At 38.2% G+C, this 19,828-nt stretch carries 18 protein-coding genes; 8 read left to right on the top strand and 10 right to left on the bottom strand.

Translation table 11 applies throughout. From position 1 onward, the window contains the following. Positions 1-10: 10 nt before the first annotated feature. The 9 genes from CPS_RS02810 to CPS_RS02850 all read right to left on the bottom strand — a co-directional run bounded on the left by CPS_RS02810 (position 11) and on the right by CPS_RS02850 (position 10,157). Positions 11-415 carry an OsmC family protein gene (locus tag CPS_RS02810; RefSeq protein WP_011041481.1) on the bottom strand — a complete coding sequence of 135 codons (405 nt, stop codon included), beginning with the start codon at positions 413-415 and terminating at the stop codon, positions 11-13. A gap of 214 nt (positions 416-629) precedes the next feature. Beyond that, entirely contained in the window at positions 630-974 is a 345-nt protein-coding gene (locus CPS_RS02815) for a DUF3802 family protein (protein ID WP_011041482.1), read from the bottom strand. A gap of 173 nt (positions 975-1,147) precedes the next feature. Further along, a complete protein-coding gene (astE, locus tag CPS_RS02820; RefSeq protein ID WP_011041483.1) occupies positions 1,148-2,338 on the bottom strand; it encodes a succinylglutamate desuccinylase in 1,191 nt (396 codons plus the stop codon). Beyond that, positions 2,339-3,817 carry a succinylglutamate-semialdehyde dehydrogenase gene (gene astD, locus CPS_RS02825; protein WP_011041484.1) on the bottom strand — a complete coding sequence of 493 codons (1,479 nt, stop codon included), beginning with the start codon at positions 3,815-3,817 and terminating at the stop codon, positions 2,339-2,341. Positions 3,818-3,942: 125 nt separating this feature from the next. Next, positions 3,943-4,959 (bottom strand): arginine N-succinyltransferase, encoded by a 1,017-nt coding sequence (astA, locus tag CPS_RS02830; RefSeq protein WP_011041485.1) that lies wholly within the window; start codon positions 4,957-4,959, stop codon positions 3,943-3,945. Positions 4,960-5,052: 93 nt separating this feature from the next. Then, positions 5,053-6,264 carry an aspartate aminotransferase family protein gene (locus CPS_RS02835; RefSeq protein ID WP_011041486.1) on the bottom strand — a complete coding sequence of 404 codons (1,212 nt, stop codon included), beginning with the start codon at positions 6,262-6,264 and terminating at the stop codon, positions 5,053-5,055. Positions 6,265-6,932: 668 nt separating this feature from the next. Further along, on the bottom strand, positions 6,933-8,078 hold the full coding sequence (locus CPS_RS02840) for an HDOD domain-containing protein (RefSeq protein ID WP_041736601.1): 1,146 nt from the start codon (positions 8,076-8,078) through the stop codon (positions 6,933-6,935). 107 nt (positions 8,079-8,185) lie between these two features. Then, a complete protein-coding gene (locus CPS_RS02845; RefSeq protein WP_011041488.1) occupies positions 8,186-8,785 on the bottom strand; it encodes an anthranilate synthase component II in 600 nt (199 codons plus the stop codon). 169 nt (positions 8,786-8,954) lie between these two features. Then, on the bottom strand, positions 8,955-10,157 hold the full coding sequence (locus CPS_RS02850) for an alginate export family protein (RefSeq protein WP_011041489.1): 1,203 nt from the start codon (positions 10,155-10,157) through the stop codon (positions 8,955-8,957). A 374-nt stretch (positions 10,158-10,531) separates the two neighbouring features. Here CPS_RS02850 and CPS_RS02855 point away from each other — a divergent pair, with 374 nt between their 5' ends. The 3 genes from CPS_RS02855 to CPS_RS02865 all read left to right on the top strand — a co-directional run bounded on the left by CPS_RS02855 (position 10,532) and on the right by CPS_RS02865 (position 12,691). Then, positions 10,532-10,759 (top strand): glutaredoxin family protein, encoded by a 228-nt coding sequence (locus CPS_RS02855; protein ID WP_011041490.1) that lies wholly within the window; start codon positions 10,532-10,534, stop codon positions 10,757-10,759. Positions 10,760-11,059: 300 nt separating this feature from the next. Beyond that, on the top strand, positions 11,060-11,398 hold the full coding sequence (gene glnK / locus CPS_RS02860; RefSeq protein ID WP_011041491.1) for a P-II family nitrogen regulator: 339 nt from the start codon (positions 11,060-11,062) through the stop codon (positions 11,396-11,398). Positions 11,399-11,410: 12 nt separating this feature from the next. Further along, positions 11,411-12,691, top strand: coding sequence for an ammonium transporter (locus CPS_RS02865; protein WP_011041492.1), 1,281 nt, complete (start codon positions 11,411-11,413; stop codon positions 12,689-12,691). A gap of 157 nt (positions 12,692-12,848) precedes the next feature. Here CPS_RS02865 and CPS_RS02870 read toward each other — a convergent pair whose 3' ends face one another. Then, positions 12,849-13,721 carry a peptidylprolyl isomerase gene (locus CPS_RS02870; protein WP_011041493.1) on the bottom strand — a complete coding sequence of 291 codons (873 nt, stop codon included), beginning with the start codon at positions 13,719-13,721 and terminating at the stop codon, positions 12,849-12,851. 294 nt (positions 13,722-14,015) lie between these two features. Between CPS_RS02870 and CPS_RS02875 the strand changes: the two genes are divergently transcribed. The 5 genes from CPS_RS02875 (at position 14,016) to CPS_RS02895 (ending at position 19,784) form a co-directional block, all read left to right on the top strand. Continuing rightward, the gene (locus CPS_RS02875; protein WP_011041494.1) at positions 14,016-14,411 is read left to right on the top strand and encodes a hypothetical protein; all 396 of its coding nucleotides are present in this window, start codon (positions 14,016-14,018) and stop codon (positions 14,409-14,411) included. A 161-nt stretch (positions 14,412-14,572) separates the two neighbouring features. Next, positions 14,573-15,427 carry a multiheme c-type cytochrome gene (locus tag CPS_RS02880; RefSeq protein ID WP_011041495.1) on the top strand — a complete coding sequence of 285 codons (855 nt, stop codon included), beginning with the start codon at positions 14,573-14,575 and terminating at the stop codon, positions 15,425-15,427. Positions 15,428-15,687: 260 nt separating this feature from the next. After that, positions 15,688-15,909 carry a FeoA family protein gene (locus CPS_RS02885; protein WP_011041497.1) on the top strand — a complete coding sequence of 74 codons (222 nt, stop codon included), beginning with the start codon at positions 15,688-15,690 and terminating at the stop codon, positions 15,907-15,909. Positions 15,910-15,959: 50 nt separating this feature from the next. Then, positions 15,960-18,143 (top strand): ferrous iron transport protein B, encoded by a 2,184-nt coding sequence (gene feoB / locus CPS_RS02890; protein ID WP_011041498.1) that lies wholly within the window; start codon positions 15,960-15,962, stop codon positions 18,141-18,143. Positions 18,144-18,740: 597 nt separating this feature from the next. Next, on the top strand, positions 18,741-19,784 hold the full coding sequence (locus CPS_RS02895) for a 6-phosphofructokinase (protein ID WP_011041499.1): 1,044 nt from the start codon (positions 18,741-18,743) through the stop codon (positions 19,782-19,784). The last annotated feature ends 44 nt before the right edge of the window (positions 19,785-19,828 follow it).

Consider the following 19,828-nt stretch of genomic DNA (forward strand, 5'->3'; position numbering starts at 1 on the left):
AGTAGTAGGGTTACGAAGCAACAATTTCAAAGTCGTGAGTAATGTCAACTTTAGCGTTTAACATTAAGGCGACAGAACAATATTTGTCTGCTGATAAGTTCACTGCGCGCTCAACGTGCTTAGCTGCAACATCAGCTCCAGTAATTACAAAATGCAGATGAATTTTTTCAAACAATGCGGGTACGCTATCGACACGAGTACCAGAGATATCGACATGACAGCCGATTATGCTCTGTCTCGCCTTTTGCAATATGCTAACTACATCTACCGAAGAACATCCACCCAGAGAGATGAGTACGGCTTCCATAGGGCTAGGGGCTAAGTTACCACCATTTGCATCTAAAACCATGGTGTGGCCACTTTCTGAGGTGCCCATGAATAACTCTTCGCCTAACCACTTTACTTGTGCTTCCATAATCGACTCGATTTACAATTAATATATAGGGATTCTATCGAAGTTGAAGCCCCATCACCAGTCGTTATGTGTAATAGAGTTTCTTATTGAAGTTAGCGCTGTAATGACAATGCTAATTATACCTATTCTACTTGAATATGCTGGGTTCAGCTGGAGTTTGAAACGGCGTCAAGCGGAATGGGTATAAGAGATACTAGCTTGCTTTAATAAGAAGCTATTCTTTATGAATAACGGTATCAAAGAGGTTTTTGATTAAACCTGCAAATTCTTTTATGAAGGCTTGTTGTGCAGCATTAACTGGATTATTGATAACACCTGATAGGATTTCTTCAAGATCGTAAACGATAGCATCTACTTCTCGAATAATGGCATTGCGTTGATTAAAGGTCAGGTCTTGGTTTTGACTACAGACACTAATGATTTGGTCACACAGTTCTACTTCAATAGCTGACATTACGGTTTCACTAGCTTGTGCTGGTGCTGTTGAGTTTTCAAATAAACTGAGATGTTCGGTAAGGTATTCAATTATTTGAATGTAACCGTCAGTGTCTGTAACCATAATATTTTGGCTTACCTGTGTAAATTAGTAGTACTTTTGTTTGAGTATAGCAGGAAGTTTAGTGTTTTTAATGAGTGTGAATCAATAGCCCTTTATTTTTTATAGACGCTTTTGTACAAAAGCTTCTATAAAAAGATTGATGAGAAAGGGCTTTAAAAGATAAGGCTACTAGTTTACTGCAGTGTGGTAGGGACAACCATTAATACTGCACGCTGACCATTACCTACATTGGCATTAGGGAATACAATGCTCTCACCTAGAAGGGTAGTACGGTATTCTTGATTCATATCAGTAGACAAAAGTGTACCTACTGGGTAATCAGTAAAATTACTCGCTTCATCGGCAACATAAAGTTCAAATTTATCACTCACTTTAGTGATATCACCTAGCGCTTCAAATAAATTGAAATCGTTGTTATCAAAACTTTTTAGCGGTATTGCTTCATCGCTAATAAGAGCGCTTAGGTTGTTTGTCATGGCTTGAAAGTTTGCCATATTGTTTTCGCCAAAGGGTCTTACTTTACCCAGCTCAATAGTAAAAGCATGTGCGGAAAAGTTGGCACTACTGAAATAGGAGAATGTACCACTGGGGCCATGACCGAATAAAATAGTGTTAACACCACAGCTAGCCATGAAGCTTAACTGCTCTTTATCCCATGGTTTACCTGCTTGGTATGGGTAAATTGCAAACTTTTCATATTTAGAGTTTCGAATAGCGGTATGCAAATCGTAGTGATAGTTAGTCATTTTGGATGAATTAGTTACTTGGCTTTCGCGGGTATTGCCGCTGGTATTATCAGTCGCGTTTGTAGCAGTGCCAGCGTTAAAGAAATCACTAACGTAACCTTCTAATTTTTCTGCACGATACTTTTCAAAACAAGGATCGATATCTTGGTACTTGCCACAAAATAAGCGATTTAAATTTTCTGTTTGAAAACGTTTTGCGATATTCATTGAAACAGGGTTACCCATAATTAATAGGGTACGGTGCTTTACTTGAATTTTTTGGGCAATAATGTCACTAATCAACTGTTGTACTATTTCAATCGGGGCAGTTTCATTTCCATGAATGCCCGATGAAATAACAATACTCTTACTTGGTGTTGCCGACTTTTCTTTAATCAGTTCAGGCTCAACATTTTCCGGTTCAATTAACAGTACACCGGTGTCGAGTAAGCTAACTTTTGCTTGCTTGACCTTAAAACTTAATTGGTTATCTGCGCCAGTTTGGACAAAGCCTTGCTCAAATTGACGTGTTAACGCGATAAAGTCACCTTGCTCAACAAAGTGGCGATAAGCTTGGGTAAAGTTATCACTGGTAATATCGGTAAGGTTTGCTGCGGTAAGAGTATTGTTGTTTTGCATTTAGAATTTCATACCAGGTGTTAACGTTTCAGGTAAACTTACTTTCTCAGCTTCTACTGAAGCAATAGGGTAGGCACAATAATCAGCGGCATAAAATGCGCTGGCTCTGTGATTACCACTAGCACCAATACCACCAAACGGTGCAGCGCTGCTTGCACCTGTAATTGGTTTGTTCCAGTTAACGATACCAGCACGAATGCGAGTAAAGAAGTGATTGTATGACGCTTCACTATCAGATAACAAACCGGCAGAAAGACCAAAACCAGTATTATTAGCTTCATCAATCGCTTTATCGAAATCGTTGTAACGGTATAACTTAACTAGTGGACCGAAATATTCTTCATCAGGTATGTCGGCAATAATGTCACTAACATCGATAATACCAGGAGAAACAAAACCAGTACCTACTTCTAGATGTTTAAGATCTAAAACAGACTTTGCGCCTAAAGCGAGTAATTTAGCTTGTGCATCTACTAAGCTTAAAGCCGCTTTTTCTGAAATCATAGAGCCCATGAATGGTTGCGCTTCGTCATCGTAGTAACCAATAGTTAAGTTTTTGGTTACTTCGATAAGACGGGCTAAAATAGCATCACCTTGTTCATTGGCTTCAATGAATAAACGACGCGCACAAGTACAACGTTGGCCAGTAGTAACGAATGCAGATTGAACAATGTCATGTACAACCGCATCAATGTCGCTAACATCTTTAACAACAAGCGGGTTATTACCACCCATTTCTAGCGCAAGTATCTTACCCGGTTGACCGGCAAATTGTTCATGTAATATATGACCAGTATTAGAGCTACCTGTGAAAAATAAACCATCAATAAGTTTATGGCTAGCAAGGGCTTTACCTGTTTCTACTTCACCTTGAACTAGGTTGATAACACCGTTAGGTAAACCAGCCTGTTCCCAAAGTTTTAACATTTCTTGTGCAACGCGAGGCGTTAATTCACTTGGCTTAAATACGATAGTATTACCAGCAATTAATGCTGGTACTATGTGGCCATTTGGCAAGTGACCAGGGAAGTTATAAGGACCAAAAATAGCAACTACACCATGAGGCTTATGACGGATAAAGGCTTTAGCGCCAGGCATAGGGTTTTCAACTGTGCCAGTACGCTCGTTGTAAGCTTTCAGTGAAATAGCGACTTTAGCTACCATCGCGCCAGCTTCACCGGTAGTTTCCCACTTTGGCTTACCAGTTTCTAAGGCAATAGTTGTTGCTAATGCATCTTTGTTCTCAGCTAATAATTCAGCAAATTTTGTTACCACGGCAACACGTGCTTCTAAGCTGATATTTGCCCAGCTTTCAAATGCTTGACGAGCACTTAAAACGGCATCGTTTACTTGATCTTTACTGGCAGTTTTACCTTGCCAAATGACTTCATTACGAGCAGGGTTAGATGAGCTAACATCATGACCTAAGCCTGCTTGCCATTGACCATTAATAAATTGAACTGGATTTGCGTGAGACATGGTATTTCCTTCTCATTGATAGTGGTGATAGAGGCGTTCTGCTATCACCATTAGTAATTTGACGAGTGACTAGTATTAGCCACGCTAAATTTGTAAGTTGTTGTGCTAAGACAAAGTGGCAGGGACTAATTAGATATTATACGAACCCAATCACCAGCACTGACCATCAATGCATCGGCAACGGCTTGACTAATCACAACTTGGTTAGCTGTGTCGCGTAATGAAAGTGGCGCTTGAGTGGCTCTAAAGTCTTCAACTTTACTATTACAAATAATGTAATTATCAGTTGATTGCACTTCATCAATGATCACTTGGCAACGCTTACTTTGGTTAACCGATCTAATATTGTTAACATTCGATTCCACCGTAGGACCCGCATCAAAAATATCAACATAGCCACGTCTTGCAAAACCTTCCGCTTCTAATAAGCGAAGTGCTGGTACTGTTTGCGGATGCACCTTGTCAATTACGTCTTGTGCTTCTTTACTTAGCAAATTGACGTAAATTGGATACTTCGGCATTAACTCAGCAATAAATTCTTTTTTACCTATACCAGTTAAGTAATCAGCAGTAGGGAAGTCCATTGAGAAAAAATGTTCTTCAAGCCAATTCCAAAATGGTGAGCGACCTTCATTGTCTGAAACACCACGCATTTCTGCAATAATGGTGTCAGAAAAGCGTTCTTTATGTTCCGCGATAAAAAGAAAGCGGAAACGTGATAAAAAACGACCATTGTTATTTTTACGATGACTATTACTTAAAAATAACGTACAAATTTCACTCGCACCGGTGTAATCATTACATAGTGACAAGGTTTCTACGGTATTGTAAATATTCAGTTCTCGTGAGCTATGGACAACTTTACCTAAATGATAATGATAAAAAGCATCATCTAAACCAACAGCAGCTTCAATACCACTGGTACCAACAACGTCACCTGTTTCGGTATCTTCCATAACAAAAAGATAACCTTCTTTTCCCGCTTGGCTCACTTCTTTTGAAAAGGATTCTTCAGCAAGGCTAATGCGTTGTTGAAGTAATTGTTCATTTACTGGTAGTGACGTAAAACCGTGGCCAGAATCTATCGCGATTTGGTATAAGGCTTTCAAGTCACTTGTTTTAATAGGACGTACAATGATCATAAATGCTCTCGATGAAAAGAAGTGGTAACCTGCTCAAACCCTAGCGGCAAGAACAGGTAACTATTAGCATTGACTAGGCTAGTTTCGGTTAAGTTAAACTAAGCTAACGATAGCTTTTTCAAAGCGTGCTAAACCAAGAGCAATATCTTCATCAGGAATTACAAGTGATGGTGCAAAGCGAATAATACTTGCGCCAGCAACTAATACCATAACGCCTTCATCCATTGCCGCATTTAAAAAGGTTTTAGCTTGGCCTTGGTATTTTTCGGTTAATACCGCACCGATTAATAAACCTTTACCACGAATTTCAGAGAAAACATTATATTTTGCATTAATTGCGTTTAAGCCATCAACGTAAAGTTTAGCTTTAGCTTTGATACCAGCTAAAACTTCTGTTGTATTTACTGTATCTAATACTGCTTCAGAAACAGCACAAGCTAATGGGTTACCACCGTAAGTACTGCCATGAGTACCAATTTTAAGGTGCTTAGCAATCTCTGTAGTAGTAAGCATAGCGCCGATAGGGAAACCACCACCTAAACCTTTAGCCGAAGTTAAAATATCAGGAGTAACACCTAGATCCATATAGGCGTATAACTCACCTAAACGGCCAACACCTGTTTGTACTTCATCAAAAATTAACAAGGCATTGTGTTGATCACATAAAGCGCGAACACCTTTAATGAATTCATCTGTTGGTGAAACAATACCGCCTTCACCTTGTAATGGTTCAATCATTACGGCACACGTTTTATCAGAGATTAGTGCTTTTAAACTATCAAGGTTATTATATTCTGCATGATCGATATCACCTGGTTTTGGACCAAAGCCATCAGAATAAGCAGCTTGACCACCAACCGTTACAGTAAAGAAAGTACGGCCATGGAAACCTTGCTTAAAAGCAATGATTTGTGATTTATCTGCACCATGTACGTCTAATGCCCAACGACGAGCTAATTTAAGTGCCGCTTCATTTGACTCAGCGCCTGAATTACAAAAATAAACTTTTTCAGCAAAAGTACTATCAACTAATTTTTTTGCTAAGCGTAATGCTGGCTCATTTGTTTGAACATTAGATAAATGCCAGATTTTCTCGCCTTGCTCTTTTAAAGCACCTACTAAAGCTGGGTGACAGTGACCCAAAGCGCTAACGGCAATACCGCCGGCGAAATCTATATATTCTTTGTCTTGTTGATCCCACACTCTAGAGCCTTGACCGCGAACTGGAATAACCGCTGAAGGTGCATAGTTTGGCACCATTACATCATCAAATAAGCCGCGTTCAACTGAAAAATGTTCTGACATTTTTAAAATCCTCATTTATAAGTGGGTAGTTTTTTTAATAGCTTATACCAATTGAGCTAATTTATTAATCAAATTAGAATTTCATTAGCGAGCTTAGAACAAACAAAAATTATTTAAACATAGTTATTCTATATTTGATTAATTTTGCACGTTATCAGTTCGCTAATGACTTCCCAAAGGGCTAGTTTAAAAGGTTTACATACATCGTTATTGGTTTTGACAAGGGAATAACCATTCTCTTCAATCAATGCCTTGCCTGTAATCCTTTTAACTCTCGCTAATTGAGTAATTAATTAATTCACTTGGTATCACTGCATAATCTAGATAAAGCTTAATGAATATCTAATTATTGTAAAAAATAATAACAGCGAGTTAAAAAATAGAGCAATAGTATGACAGGAAATAGTCTGCTTGTCTTGCGGTGCTAGCCTGTAGCCCAGAAGAAACAAAGGCTTAGCTAACTTTATTCATAAAAGATGAATATTTATTGATTCGGATTGTTTTGTGGAAATAAGGAGATAAGGGAGGGAGTAGGCGCTTGCTTGATGAAAGCCATCAGCGTGATTTTTTAATAATTAATCATAAAAAAATCACGTAAAAAACTAAATTTTGTAGCAAATGAGCAACAAAATAGAGGAAGTTTGTTTTTTACGACGGTTTTACAGTGCTTAATTGAAGTTAAGCTTGATGTGATCAATATCGCTTTTTTTCAATAGTGTTATTTCGGCAGGTGTTAAATTAACCGTACTGAGTAACTTTTTACTTTCATCACTATCAATTAATTCTTCTTTCGCTAGCGCTCTAAAAGCGACATAGGCTTTAGCTTTGGCAACAAGTTGTGCAATAGGGTGCATTTTCTCAATATTATCAGCGTAAGCTAAATCAAAGATGGGCTCGGTGATAGCAAGTCGTTTAAAATGCATTTTCTCAATTAAATCAGCAGAAAGTTGCGAACTTCGCATAATTAGCTGCTCAAGGAGCAACTCTTCACTAGTCTCAATTTTTGATAAAACATTGTGCAAACGTTTGTCTTTTTTCTCAAAGGCTTCCCGTACTTCTTTTTTATGCATCTCACTAAACTTTGTTAAATAGCAGCGAGTGACAGCAAGTCTGCCAATGTTTGACAACATACCTGTGGTAAAAGCAGTAAATTCATCAAGGCCTTGCTCTTTGGCTAATACGCGTGAAGCCAGTGCAATGGATAAACTATCATTCCAAAGTTTACGTTTCATTAAACCGTAAGGAGCTGTACTAGTTGGCAACCAATGTTTTAACGTAAAAGTTGGCATCACTAATTTTAAATTATCTAAACCAATATAACTTAACGCTAGTTTGGCATCAGTAACTTGTACATCAGCACGTTTTCTATATTGTGGTTTATTCACTAAGCTAATTAAATCAATGGTTAACCAAGATAATGAAGCAGCAAGATCTTTGATTTGATTCACTGAAGCCGCACGAGCAGATAAAATATCAAGGATAGCAGGACAGGCATCTTCAATGCCTAATACATAATGATAGAGGTGTTCTTTATTATCAAAGTCACTATTAATTTGCGTACGCAGACGACTAAAGAAATTTTGTTTCGTTTGTTTTCGAAAATGTTCTTCGCCATGCTCGGCAATAATCTTCTCTTGTTGAGCTTGCACTTCAACAGATAACAATTCTCGGCGGCGGTTTTCTTGTTCGCTACCTTGATGATCAACCATAGAGACTTTACCACTTTGCTTTTCCGCAAAATCTTTACAGATAGAGAGGCTAATAGCACGTTGATAAACTGTGGCAACAGTTTGATTGTTTTCAAAAATCTGCATAGAGGTTTTATTGCTTACCTAAAATATAAAATTGAGCATCGAATGTGTGAAATCTATCGCTTTAAGGGTACTACTTTATCTGGCTTTACTCTAAAAAGCTCTTGTTATTAGCTTATCGGGTAATTTTTAAATTGCTTGATAAAATTTGCTAATAAACATTGTCCTTGCTCCGTAAGTATTGATTCTGGATGGAATTGTACACTGCTAATCGGAAGCGTTTTATGTTCTAGCGCCATAATTTCATCTACCTCACCTTGTTCATTTTGGCTCCATGCCGTCATGGTGAGTTCTGCTGGTAATGATTGTTTGTCAACTATCAGAGAATGATAACGTGTTACTTGTAATGGATGATTTAATTCAGCGAATAAACCTTGTTGATTGTGTGAAATCTTGGAGGTTTTACCATGCATAACTTTTTTTGCTTTTACCACACTAGCACCAAAATGCTGTGCAATACATTGATGGCCTAAACAGACACCTAATAAAGGTATTTTACCGGCGAATTCTTTTACCACGTCAAGGGAGATGCCAGCCGAATCAGGATCACAAGGACCAGGCGATATAACAATATATTGAGGCGTTAATTGCTCAATTTCTTTAAGGCTAATTTCATTATTTCTATAGACAACAACCTCTTGACCTAGCGCTTGAAAATAATGCACTAAATTAAAAGTAAATGAGTCGTAATTGTCGATCATTAATAACAAAAAAGTCGCCTCGCAGCTAATAAAATTCGCGGCTATTCTAATGCTTTTATTGGAATGGAGCAATGAAATGAAGGGATAAAAACGATATACCCAAGCCACCTGCATCTTCAGGTGGTTTGGGTATAAGCTAGCAAGTTGCTAGCTCTTATTGTATAGCTTATAGTTTTACTTAGAACTTAGCTGTCATTTGAACCCAAAGTTTATTGGTATCAGTTGGAGCTATGCCTGAATCACCTTCGCTATAGTTAGCAGCTTTAACTAAAACACCATAGTTTTTGTTAATTTGGTAAGTGGCAACTAAATCTAACTCGTTACCAAAATCAATGCTACCTTCATCCGATGAGAAATCATGGTAAGTTGCTGCCCATTTAACGCCTGACACTTTACCTTTGGCAGTTAAATAAATATCTTGTAGACCTTCTTTTGGAGTACCTAAGAATTTATCAGCCCAACCGTTGAATTTATGCTTAGTTGCTAATGGCGTGTTAAATGCAACTTTACCATCATCACTACCCAATAATTCATAACCACCTAAAACAGTTACTTGACCAAAGTTATAACCTGCTTCAGCATTAATATACATTGCTGAATAGCTCATTGGGTTATCACCATTGTCGCTTTGAGTCGCGAGGCTAGCATTTACTAAAAACTTACCAAACTTGCCATTATATAGAGCACCTACTGTGCTGCTAGAGTTTTTATAGTTAGCGACAGCATCATAGTCTAGAAGGTAAGCAAAACCCGCTAATTTATGACTTTTGTTAATGTTGTACTTCGCATTAACTAAGTGGAAATCACCTTTAACGTTTCCGCCTTTAATATCATTGATGTTCTGGATGTAGCTATAGTCAGCTAAGAAAGCATCCGCTTTATATTGTGCGCGAACTCCATCATATGTTTGTTCATTTTGACGCCAGCCTACACCACCAACAAAACGCTGATTGTTGTGTAAAACACGTTGGCGACCAACTACGGCACTAAAGCCATTGTTTGCGTACTTGATAAAAGCTTGGTTTACGTCAGTACTTTGTGGATCAACAACTACTGGATATTCAGTGTTACCATTTTGAGTACTATTATAGTCATCTACTAGAGCATCTACTTTATCAACTTCTAAACCAAGCGAGAAGTTACTGTAACTGCCTGTGTCAATTGTGATACGACTTTTTAGCGTTAACGCTGCAGCCTTTTTGTCTATACCGTCTTGATCTACGCCTTCGTAACGAGCGCGTAAATTAACTTTAACTGTGCTCTCACTTAACGCTTCAGTAATGCTGTTGCCGTGTTCTGTTTCACCAGCAAAGGCGGTAGGAGCTGCTAAAATTGCTGCACTGATTAATGTTAAGGTAAACTTATTTACTACTGTTTTCATAATAATATCCTAATTTCATGTTTTTAAGAGGGGTCGTTAACTTTGTTATTATTATTGTTCTAAGTAACTGATGGGGGGAGTTTTGCACTGCATCAGATTGAATAGTTTGATTTAAATCAAGTTGTTAATATATGTATTTTAATAGGTTTACTAACTTGATTTAAATCAAGGTTAGCTTCAACTTAAATGTAGATTCCTATTGTTGGTACTCTTCTGGCTTAAAGATTTGATACAAGCACAATTGTACTCAAGAAAGTGTTACCCAGTTAAGCGCTGCTTAGGATAAAATGGCAAACATCATGCCCTGGCTTATCACGTTAACAGAGTAGCCCAAATTTTTAATATAGCTAGGTCGACCTAACTAAGGTAAAAAAATGAAAAGAGTTGTCTTATATACCATGGAAAAGTGTCCTCATTGCCAAACGGCAAAACGTTACCTTGAACAGCAAGGTATTGCTTTTAGGTTATGTAATATTAAAACGGCAAAAGGACAGAAAGAGTTTTCAGCCACCGGCTTTAGGGGGGTACCTGTGCTGAAGGTAGGTGACCAGCTACTTAACGGTTTTTCAGTTCAAGCGTTTACTGAACTGTATAAAAACTAAGTTTACATAATACTCAGTAGATTAATTTATTCTCCGTTAGTGTTTTCCTTGACTACCTTGTTTGAAAATACAAAATTAAAGACCCCTTATACTGCTTTCTTCTACATTATTTTAATTCCCCCACACACATTGCACCAGATGATCTCAGTGGAGTTGTTTTCTGCACGCTCTTGGTGCGAATAGAACCTTTTTAAAACTCAATTATCAAATAACCAATTGATTTTTAATATTAATTTATGTTGGCACATGAATTGTATTATCAGTTGTTAGCGATATAAAAACGATAACTAGAGGTTAACCATGAAAATAATTAGCGCAATCATAAAGCCATTTAAATTAGATGATGTTAGAGAGGCTATTTCTGAAGTAGGCGTCGAAGGTATCACGGTAAGTGAAGTCAAAGGCTTTGGTCGTCAAAAAGGGCATACCGAACTATACCGAGGCGCTGAATACCAAGTTGATTTCTTGCCAAAAGTAAAAATAGAAATTGCGGTGAATGAAGAACTTGTTGAACGTTTAGTTGAAGCCATCACTAAATCTGCTTACACCGGAAAAATTGGTGACGGTAAGATTTTTGTTTATAACTTAGAACAAGCTATCCGTATCCGTACGGGCGAGCAAGATTCTGAAGCACTTTAAAGGAGAATAATAATGGAACAAAATATATTTCAATTACAATACGCCTTAGACACCTTTTATTTTCTTATTTGTGGTGCCTTAGTAATGTGGATGGCCGCTGGTTTTTCAATGCTTGAAGCTGGCTTAGTACGTGCTAAAAACACTACCGAAATTTTGACTAAAAACGTCGCGCTATATGCAATTGCTTGTATTATGTACCTTGTTGTAGGTTACGATATTATGTATGGCGGTGGTGTTTTCTTAAATGGTATTGCGCTTGACGGTGCTAGCGATGCAGAAGCACTTGTTGGTGCTGTACTTGCTGAATCGGCTGAAGCTGGTTTTGATGGTGGCGCGGTTTACTCAAACGCTTCTGATTTCTTCTTTCAAGTAGTGTTTGTTGCTACGGCAATGTCGATTGTATCAGGTGCTGTTGCTGAGCGTATGAAGTTATGGGCTTTCTTAGCATTTACCGTTGTATTAACTGGCTTTATCTATCCTATGGAAGGTAGCTGGACTTGGAACGGTGATGCTGTCTTTGGCTTATATACCTTAGGTGACTTAGGTTTCTCTGATTTTGCTGGTTCAGGTATTGTTCACATGGCAGGTGCTTCTGCAGCATTAGCTGGTGTGTTATTACTTGGTGCTCGTAAAGGAAAATACAGTAAAGACGGTAAAGTTAACGCCATTCCTGGTGCTAACTTACCCATGGCGACATTAGGTACCTTTATTTTATGGATGGGTTGGTTTGGTTTTAATGGTGGCTCAGTATTAAAACTAGCTGACATTAATAGTGCTAACTCAGTAGCTATGGTGTTTTTAAATACCAATGCTGCCGCTGCTGCGGGTGCAATATCAGCGCTTATCTTTGCTAAAATATTGTTTAAAAAAGCGGATTTAACCATGACATTAAACGGTGCATTAGCAGGCTTAGTGGCTATTACGGCTGAACCTTCAACACCTTCACCATTGCAAGCAACAATCTTTGGTGCAATTGCGGGCGTTATTGTGGTGATGTCAATTTTAGCTTTAGATAAAGTGAAGATTGATGACCCAGTAGGTGCTATCTCAGTTCACGGTGTTGTTGGTTTCTTTGGTTTAATGATTGTTCCAATCACTAACTCGTCGTCTAGCTTCAGTGGTCAGCTTATTGGTGCAGCAACTATCTTTGTTTGGGTATTTGTTACTAGTTTCATTGTGTGGTTTGCTCTGAAAAAAGTTATTGGTATTCGTGTAAGTGCTGAAGAAGAATACGAAGGTGTTGATATCTCTGACTGTGGTATGGAAGCTTACCCTGAGTTCACTAGAGGTTAGAGCTCCAGAAGTTAGTAATATTCAAGTCTAGAATACTAAGAGTCAAACAAAAAAGCAGCGACATCACTAGATGATACGCTGCTTTTTTATTGACTCTCTTCTGTTTTACTAAATCAACTGATAGCTAATAGATAGTAGTTTACTAGAGAACAAGGGTTTAACTTTCGATAAAACGTTTTCTGGTTGCTAATAATCCTAACATTGCAATGGTAAACCAAGTCATTGAGCCGCCACTGTCTTCCACGTCAGGCACACTTTTATTTGGATCACTTGGGAAAGCATCATCGATATCCTTTACGCCATCACCATCACTATCAGGGTATTTTGATAGTAGAGGATTCAAACCGTCATCAGTAACTCCTGAACTATCGATGATTGTTACTTGTTCAATCACAACAAAGTTTTCCGGACCTGGCACGACCATATCAGTACATGTTTTATTACTTTCAATTATCATAGGAATGCCCTGTAAAGCGCCATTCGTACAAAGATTTTGAATCAGGGATATTTTTTCTATGATATCAAAGCCTTTAATAACTTGACCAAAAACGGTGAAACCACCGTTTTGTCGGTCTAAGTTATTAGCGTCCGAGGTGTCATTGTTATCTTTTAAATTAAAAAACCATTGGTTCGTAGCACTATTAACATCATTGCCTTTTTTAGCCATGGCAATGGTGCCTTTGACATTAGAATAAACCGGTTCGTTTACTACGGGAGCGTTAGGCTCTAGAGGTGTTAATGGCCAAGTACCGCTAAATTCAAAACCGCCCGCTTGCACAACAAAACCAGGAGAAACTCTATGAACAACCGAGTTGGTGTAATGCCCATTATCAATATAGTTAAGAAAGTTCTTTACTGTTTCAGGTGTTGTTTTATCAAATAAGTTGATTTCAATACTGTCAGGGCTTAATGATGTTTTAATTGCAACTATGGTGGCAGTAGCTGTGTTTGCAATACCTAAAGTCGCAGTGGCTATGCCGACAAGGGCGAATATCTTTCTGGTATTTTTCTTTGTTATTTGTGTAAACATGGACAACCTAAGTTTGCAGTTAATGGTTCGAATTTGTAGCTCATAGTAAAGACTGTGATTGGTGTTAACAAGTAGCCGTTACACTTTAGTAACTTAGCTTTAAATATTAAGGTTACTTTTTTTAGGGAAATTAGGCTGGTAATACCTTGATTATTTATAAGAAATACTTCGCAGTAAGCCTGCTATGGTCACCAGCTTAATTAGTGCTTTGAGAGTTCGCTTGCTTTGGTATCGAAAGACATTAGAATAGCGCCAACCGCGTTGTAAATACGCTTATAAGTTTAAGGAAAAAATGTGAGAAAACTATTGTTGGTGAGTATTTTTATGCTGCTTTCGTCTTTGTCTAGCTTTGCTCAAGCCGACATGAAGTTGGGTGTCGCGCTCGATATGGATTTAAGCCTTGTCGCGCAAATAGATCGTTATAATATCGTACTGGGTGATAGAGGCTTTGCGGTCGATTACTTAATTAAAACAGGTCAATTTGATAATAAAACGCCATTGTCTTGGTATTTTGCAGGTGGTGGTTGGACTGAGTGGGATGATGGCTTTGGTGTTCGTGCTCCCGTAGGTATTTCTTGGTACTTTGCTAAGGGTTGGGACTTATATGGACAGGTGCAGCCAGTAGCAAATTTTGATGATGGCTTTAAGTTTAGCGTTGATGGTGCTGTTGGTGTACGTTTTTCATTTTAGCGGATAATTACATAAGTGAATAATCTACCATAAAAAAAGCGCCTCAAGGCGCTTTTAATTCCTGCTGAATCCTGCATTTAGAGATAACATGGGTATAGATCAATAACCATAATTCTCAATTTGTTTACACTGAGCCAATAAATTGAACAGAGTACTTAATTATGCGTTGGCGTTATTTTATTATTTTACAAGCTATTATCTTGCTGATTGCAGCAGGGCTCGTTTATAAACATCAAGATAAAGCTAAGTTAATTAAAACTCCGCCTATTGAATTGGCAAAGTGGTACAAACCTGACAATAAGCGTCAAGTTTGGCTACATAATATGTTTAAACTTCGCCGTGAAATGCAGGCGGTAGAATTTTATGCGCAACAGCAAGATGCTGAACATTTGCAAGTGTGGACAGAGCAGCTGACTGAACACTACCTTAAAATTGCCGACATGGTACCCGCTTGGCAAAAAAAATTATCGATAAACACGATGGAAGAATTGAAGTTCGCTAGTGAGCAACAGGATTTTACTTCGGTATTAGTTCAGCATAAAACGTTGCAAAAAAGTTGTGACTCTTGTCATGACGATTATCAAGCCATTACGGCTCTGACCTATAGAACGCCAGACTTCTCAAACATTCAAATAACCCCTGAGCTCAGTTTTGTTGAACATATGGATATGTTAACAAGGCAAGTGAACCAGATAAAAATTTCAGCACAGGATGGTAATAAGTCTTTAGCGCTATCATCTTTAGCAGACCTTAATGATGAAATGGCAACGTTGGGAGAAACCTGCGTAGATTGTCATAAAAAAGATCGTAAGCCTTACCCAAGTGAAATGATGAAAAAAACACTCAGTAGTTTAAAGACATCCATAGAATCAGGTACCGCTAAACAACAAGGACGCGATCTTGGTACGTTAGCCGTATTAGCATGTGCTCGTTGTCATGGCACACACCGTATTGCTTATGGCGCTAAAAAACATTTAGTTAAAGAGGTTAGCTTCAGTAATTTGATAAAGCACTAACGGTTAAATAGCTGCTAGTGAGTTTGCGTTGACTTAACTCTCAAATTAACCATTGATGGTTGGGCGAGTGTGTTCACTATTATTTACCTTTAGTGTCACTTAGGTTTTTTATCAACGCTAACTTGATCAAAATCAAGCCAGAAGAGCAGCTTTTACTGTTGTATTGACAGACTAAATGCTATTATCTAAATAATAGTAATTATCATTAGCTCTTAGGTTACCCTTTTGAGTAAGATGAATTTGTTTTTTGGATTTATATTATGACTCTAGCTGAACTTCCCCTTAATAAACCAGCCAAAATTAGCGCGCTACCGAAAGATGAAGCTATCGCTGCTCAATTGATTGAACAGGGCTTCACGCTTAGGTCACATGTATCATTAGCGCATAAGGCTCCTTTTAATGGCCCAATGGCTTTTCGCTTACACAATACTAAAATTAGCATTCAGCGAGATATCGCAAAGCAAATTGGCGTTAATTTTTAATCAATGAATGAGCTATTCATTCATAACAAGCAACCAAAAAGAATCTTTCCGTGAAACAATCAAAACATTTCGCACTGGTTGGTTTTGCCAACTCGGGCAAAAGCACTTTATTTAACCTGTTATTATCTGATAGCGAAAGTAATAAAAAGCAGAGTAAACAAAATGTAGGCAATTGGTCAGGTGTGACAGTTGCAGCTAAAAAAACAAGCATTACCCTAAATAATAACGCTGCCTATTTATCTGATCTTCCTGGTTTAAGTTCATTAGAACGTCATGCCGAACAGGGTAAAGATCTCACTATTTCTCAATCATTTTTGCAAGGAAATGATATTGATTTTTTAGTCAATGTTGTTGATATTAATCAGCTTAGTCGTCAACTTTATTTAACTAGCCAGTTATTAGAGCTTGGAGTACCAATGATCGTGGTGCTTAATAAAATCGATCGACAAAAACATTTAGACATTGATATTTCGCAATTAGCAGCCGAATTAGGTTGTCCTATTGTTGCGATTAGCGCACAACGTGATGATGCCCTAAAAAAGGTGCAACAAGCACTTGGTCAATTAAACGGTGACCTATCTGCCGTTCACCAAAAAATTATTGATAATGCTCACACCGAGTCAAAAGATAAGCCAGAGCCAAACGTCAAAGTAATGCACGCTCGTTATGACTACATTACGGATATGCTGGCGCGTGTAAGCAGTGTTGAAGCAACAAACGCTGCTTTTGCTAATCCAACATCTAGCAACAAGCCCTTTTCAGAAAAAATTGATAGCCTAGTCTTACACCCTATAACGGGCATACCCGTTTTTCTTGGTGTGATGTACTTGCTCTTTATGTTTGCCATTAATGTCGGTAGTGCCTTTATCGATTTTTTCGATATTATTAGTGGTACCTTATTCGTTGAATATCCTCTGCACTTCCTTGCACCTTTAGATTTACCACAGTGGATACTTACTATTGTGGAAGGCTTGGGCAGTGGTATGCAAACGGTCGCGACTTTTATTCCTATTATAGCCTGTTTATTTATTGGCTTATCACTGCTTGAGAGTTCAGGCTACTTAGCTCGCGCTGCTTTTGTTGTAGACAGTTTGATGCAAAAAATTGGCTTGCCCGGTAAAGCTTTTGTTCCTTTGATTGTTGGCTTTGGCTGTACGGTACCTGCGGTAATGTCAGCAAGAATACTTGATAGTGAACGAGAACGTATTACCACAGTAATGATGTCACCCTTTATGTCATGTGGGGCAAGGTTACCTGTTTATGCACTATTTGCCGCCGCATTTTTCCCTGATAACGGTCAAAACTTAGTGTTTTTATTGTATTTAGTCGGTATTGCCGCTGCTATATTTACCGGATTCTTATTAAAGAAAACCGTTTTATCAGGCACGACTTCATTAAACATTATGGAATTACCGCAGTATGAGATGCCGAGAATTGGTGCTCTTAGTAAGCGAGTATGGCAGCGTACCAGTAGTTTTGTCACAGGTGCAGGTAAAACCATTGTGATCGTGGTGTGTTTACTTAACTTTTTTAACTCTATTGGCATTGACGGTAAGTTTGGCAGTCAAGACAGTGAGAACTCGGTATTGAGCCAAGGGGCAAAAGTGGTTATGCCGCTATTGGCACCTATGGGTGTTCAAGAAGACAATTGGCAAGCCGGCGTAGGAATAATTACCGGAATATTTGCCAAAGAAGTATTGGTTGCCACGTTTAATAATTTATATTCACCACATGCCTCAGAGGGTGAGGGCGCACCATCATTGGTGCAAAGTTGGCAGGACGCGACTGATAGCATTAAAGAAAATTTATTTGGTATTTCTCCTGATGACCCTTTGGGTATTAGTGTCGGTGATATCAGTGATTTGAATATTGCTGCACAAGAGCAAGGTGTTGAATTAACTACTTACCAACGAATGCAGTTAGCTTTTGTTAGCCAGTTAGGCGCTTTTAGCTATTTATTATTTATCTTACTTTATACCCCTTGCGTTGCTGCTATGGGAGCAATTAAAAATGAAGTAGGTAGTCGTTGGGCTGGATTTGCTGGGATATGGAGCTTTGTTTTTGCTTATTTGGTATCAACGTTATGTTATCAAATTGGTAATTTCTTGGCATCACCATTAAGTTCTAGTATTACTATTGCTCTCGCTTTATTAACCTTTGTTTTGATTTACTTTTGGCTTAAACATAAAGGTAAAAAGGTATTAACTATTCCTGTAAGGGTCAGTTACAGCTAATAACTATGTAATTTCGCTTAATATGGGTTTAACTCTATCTGAATAGTTTGCCCAACAAGTCCCATTTCAATTTACCTCATTCGTCATAGCTAACAATCCTCGTTGTTGTTAGCTATGTCACCTTAATTACTACCTTCATTGTTACTCTCACAATATCCCAAACGCCACTATTCAAATCGTTTTCCTTAACCAAAGTCATATTATACCAATCGTAATAATTGATTAATCACTTAGCGAGAATTAAAAGGTTTAGAGGCAAGGCATTGATTGAAGAGAATGGTTATTCAGGAGAATATGCTCCTGCATTCTCTAAGAAGCTTCATCCCTGTAGCGTCCTTGTCAAAATCAATAACGCCGGATGTAAGCCTTTTAGACTCGCCCTTTGGGAGCTCATTAGCAAACTGATAACATCACAAAATAAATGAAATATAGACTAACTATGGTTAAATTATTTTACTTGTTTTAAGCTCGCTAATGTAGCTCTAAGCTGACCAATAAATTAATGCGATGGGTATTAATTCTCACTGAAACCTTGTACTTTGAATAGTAACGGGTATATACCCCAGTGTGATTTCTATCGGGTAATAGAGTGAAAATATGAATAATAAAAAAACAACGTCAATTAAGCGCATTGCACTATTAACCAGTGGCGGTGATGCTCCAGGGATGAATGCAGCGATACGTTCAGTTGTATTAGCAGCTCATCATTATCATATTGAAGTCATTGGTTTTTATCATGGTTATAACGGCTTGGTATGTGAAGAGCATATCGCCATGGCTGAACCGTTAACCTTGTTAAAAGTAAATAGCATTATTCACCTCGGTGGTACGATATTGAAGAGTGCTCGTTGTCAGTTAATGCATGAAGCAAAAGGCTTACAGTTAGCCGCGGATACCTTAAATGATAAAAATATCGATGCACTTGTTGTTATAGGTGGTGATGGATCTTTTTCTGGATTGCTGGCGCTTCAAGCGTATTGGTCAGGTCAGATGATTGGAATTCCGGGAACGATAGATAATGATCTTGATGGGACTGATTACACTATTGGCTTTGCCACAGCAGTAAACACTGGCATAGAAGCAATTGACAAAATTCGTGATACCGCAGATGCTTTTGAACGGATATTTATTGTTGAGTTGATGGGGCGACATTGTGGCCATATAACGTTCAATGTTGGTATTGCTTGTGCGGCAGAGCAGGTATTATCTTTTGAAAATTTTAACGCGAATGAGCAGTCGTCAAAATTACAGCAACTTGCGACAGAAATTACCACAGCAAAGAAAAATCGTCATTCAAGTTATATTATTGTTATCGCAGAAAACCTGTGGCCAGGTGGCGCTGTAGAATTAGCGAGACAATTGCACCTACAAGCTGATATTGAGTGCACGCCCTGTATATTAGGCCATATACAGCGAGGTGGCTCACCCATTGCTAAAGATAGAATACTCGCGACAAAAATGGGCGTAGCTGCTGTGCAAGCACTTATAGACGGTGAATCCAATATTATGGTGGCAGAGCAAAATAATGCGATGAATTTTATTACGCTGGATGAGGCAATTAAGCACAAAAAAGTAGTAAGCAAACAGCTCATTGATGCACAACAAAATATCTTGGCGTTAACAGCGCAAACCCAGTGTTAATAACGAGGTGAAAATAAGGCTAATAATTGCCTTTAATCAACCCC

The sequence above is a fragment of the Colwellia psychrerythraea 34H genome (assembly GCF_000012325.1).
In the GTDB taxonomy this organism is placed as follows: domain Bacteria; phylum Pseudomonadota; class Gammaproteobacteria; order Enterobacterales; family Alteromonadaceae; genus Colwellia; species Colwellia psychrerythraea_A.